Source organism: Yoonia sp., from assembly GCF_017854415.1.
GTDB lineage: Bacteria > Pseudomonadota > Alphaproteobacteria > Rhodobacterales > Rhodobacteraceae > Yoonia.
Genome location: NZ_JAFMHR010000240.1, coordinates 1 through 3,285, shown reverse-complemented (window position 1 = coordinate 3,285; position 3,285 = coordinate 1). Strand labels below are relative to the sequence as shown.

Genomic DNA, 3,285 nt, shown 5'->3' with positions numbered 1-3,285 from the left:
CGTATCTGCGGGAGGGGGAGGGGGGTCAGAAAGAGATAGGCCACAGGCGATGGCCGACGGCGGGTATTACCTCGACATGGTCTGCCTAGAAGCAGGCATTTTACCCGCGGCTTTTTTGTCTACGCAGTGTAGGTTCTGTAGTAGCTAGAAGGAAAGGAGAGGGGGGGAGGGGGGGGTTATCGATAAAGGGAAGGCGGGGAGGGATGAGTTTACCTCTTTGTTACGCGGGCCTTGCGTAAACGGCAGTTTGTGCTTGTATATCGAGTACGCACAAACGAAAGTGTCACATAGCAGCTTGCGGTGCGCTTCCCCCGCCACTGGGAATTGCGACCCGCAAAACAGCTGCACTAGCGCCAGACGGGCCCTTTAGCGCCCGGTAGGTCTTCCCGTGTGATGCCCACGCGCGCGTCGTGTTCGGCGCCACCTTGCTGCAGGCAGCACACTTGCTGTGTGGCCTGCCACAGTGCTCGCCAAATGGCACAAGCAGGATACTGTGCTTTGACTTCATTAAGTCAGGGGGCGCCTGTGCCGACCGAGCTCTCTTCCTGGAGGGGGGTCTCTGGTTTTTGGGCGGCGCTTCTGCGCCGCAACAGCGTCCCCACCATCGCTGAGGTAGCCATCATCACTGCTTGACATGTCTTCGTGAGTGTCAAGCTTTTCCCAACGTTATCATAGCGAAGTCGGAGGACAACACATTTAAGCAAAGGAGAGGGGCTAAAGCCGCGAATCGGCTCCATATAAAACACAAAGCGGCTTTATTTAAGCCTAGGCTAAACTCGTACGTATCAACACAGATAGCACATTTAAGCTAGCTAAATGTGTTACACAGCTACGCAAAATCATACGTTAAAGCCTAGGCGCGGCTTACTTTAATCCACCTAGCGGCTATAATTTGCTGCATGAAACCCGCATTGCCGACTTCAGCAACGACACATTTAACAAAATTATACAACACGTCATCTACCAAAAATATGTTTGTGTTGATAGGTTAAAATTTGAGCTGAGGACGATAGTGTCAGGAATACAGAGGACGATAAGTCTTATGATCGTGCGTAAAAAAGAGAAGCTTAAATGTGTCGTCAGAACCACACCCACCAATAGTACACAAATGTGTGAATGTGTAGCCGAGTGGACAGGGCTGCACCAAGCGTTGTCTCATAAATAGTTCGTTTGATTTGTTTTGATTGGATAAAGAGTTTGTCAAAAAAGAGTGGGAGAGAGACAAGGAGGTCGTCACCCCTAGCGAGCGGGGCGCGTCACTCGGGTGGGCGGGTCACCCGGGTGGGGAGAGTAAAAGACGGGTGGGTGGGTCACTCGCCTACGGCGGGTACTCGCCAAGTCGGCGAGTCACTCGCTCCGCGAGTCGCCTCCCTAACTAAGTTAGATATAAGTTGTTGCCAATCTCTTTTTGTGTACACTGTCCACCACAGCAGATAGCAAAATGTCAAGCATTGATGCCCTCGACTCCATTGTGGTGCGCTATTACGACCCACCCACAGGCCGCAATTGCAGGCCGGGGTCGTAGGGCGTAGGGAATTTAGGGAATACGAAAAATGTTGCTCGCCATCCCATCCATCCCATCCGCTGACCGTAGACCAACGCCGTCACCACTGCTAAGATTACCTGTCGTCATTGATGACTGATTACCACCTTGATCACCACTCACAACTGCCATGTACCACGCCGCCGTCCGCACCTTACCTACCACAACAAACCACCTACCATAGCAAACAGCAAGCCACTACCGATGCCATTATTACTAGAATGCCGACATCGTCGCCACCACCTATCACAGCAAATCACTACCGCCGCCATCACTATAAATGATACTGCCAATTCCAGATCAAATATAATTCTAGCAGCATCGCCACCATGGTAGTGGGTAGTGGTGATGATGGTGTTGGTGATACGTGGTGGTAATGATAGTAATAGTAAGCTTAGTGATGATGGTGTTGGTGATACGTGGTGGCGATGGTGGCGGCAGTGATATAGTACTAGTGATGGTGATTAGTGGTGATGGCAGATGGCAGTGTGCTGACAACGATCGTGGATAATGGTAATGGTGTCGAGGGTGATGGCAGTGGTAGCGGCGGTGGTGATAAATGGTGAGTGGAAACCATGGCATCATAATTTCTACTACCACTACCATCAACACAACTACCACCACCACGAACCTAAACGCTACCAGTACCAAAAGCGTCTATACTACCACCTTCTATCATTATTACCATCATCATTACTTCTATTATTATTATCATGAAGGTATTGAAAGAAATTGACGTTACGCAGCAAGGTAAATAACAGGATGATCGTCTACATATGCTACTTTCCACACGTCCCAATACTACCACCGTTGATGCCATCACCACCGCCACGACAACGATTCCTGCCACCTTCACGACGACAATCACCCCCACCTCCAAGACGACGATCGCTCTCACTTTGTCTACAACGATCGCTGCCACGACGACGACGATCGTTGCCACCTCCACGATGATGATCGCTGCCACCTTTACTACGAAATACCACCAGCCGTTCCACCAAGAATACCACCATCTGATCTGTCGAAAATACCACCAACTGGCTCGCCGAGAATACTACCCTACCACCATCTCCACTGTGTACTACATCATCATTAACACCGCCATTATTAATCTGACCCTAACCCAACCATTAGATCACCACCATCCTTTTGCCACCAGCCTCATTATTAATACAACTGTCACAACCATTAACACATATCATCCTCATGACAACCATCATACTTTTGACAGACACCTGCGCTAGTGGCTTGGAAGAGCTACAGAGTCTGAAAAAATTAATTTTGGAGAGTATTGACCAATTTAAGGAGTGTTGTGCATCCCTGTCCACAAGCAAGTCTGCGCAAGACTTGCAAGGTTCTCTATGGATAGAAATTCAAAATCGGACTCCTAAAGTGGAACATGAGACTCAGCTGCCTCCAAAACTGAAAGAATTTAAGGTACTGTCTAAATGCGTCAAGGACGTTGAAAACGGAGACGACTTGCGTGCGATCGAACTCGCGATCCAGACAAATCCTAAAGACACTGCTGCTCAGAAGCAACTTTTGGAGAAGGCGAAGTCCCTGATGGAGAAATATGCGGAGGAGATTTCGGGTCGAGTCAATAGCCCTGAACTTACCCGGACGGTTGTGGAGATATGCCACAACGGTTGTAGAGCCCTGAACTCATTCCGGAAGGTTTATGACACCCTTTGGGACGAAAAAATCGTCAGAGCAGAAGATCTCGCCCTTCAGGCGTACGCACT

The 3,285-nt window shown here is 49.5% G+C and carries 2 protein-coding genes; both read left to right on the top strand.

All coding sequences use genetic code 11. The features are described 5' to 3' along the window. The first annotated feature begins 2,319 nt into the window (after positions 1-2,319). A complete protein-coding gene (locus QZ197_RS16030) occupies positions 2,320-2,787 on the top strand; it encodes a hypothetical protein (RefSeq protein WP_296433257.1) in 468 nt (155 codons plus the stop codon). Beyond that, on the top strand, positions 2,750-3,285 hold a 536-nt coding region (locus QZ197_RS16025; protein WP_296433256.1), incomplete at its 3' end, for a hypothetical protein. The genes QZ197_RS16030 and QZ197_RS16025, both read left to right, overlap by 38 nt.

What these genes read in the sequence shown, in the direction of transcription:
- QZ197_RS16030 (WP_296433257.1), top strand. Translation starts at nt 2,320, where the DNA reads ATGCTACTTTCCACACGTCCCAATACTACCACCGTTGATGCCATCACC.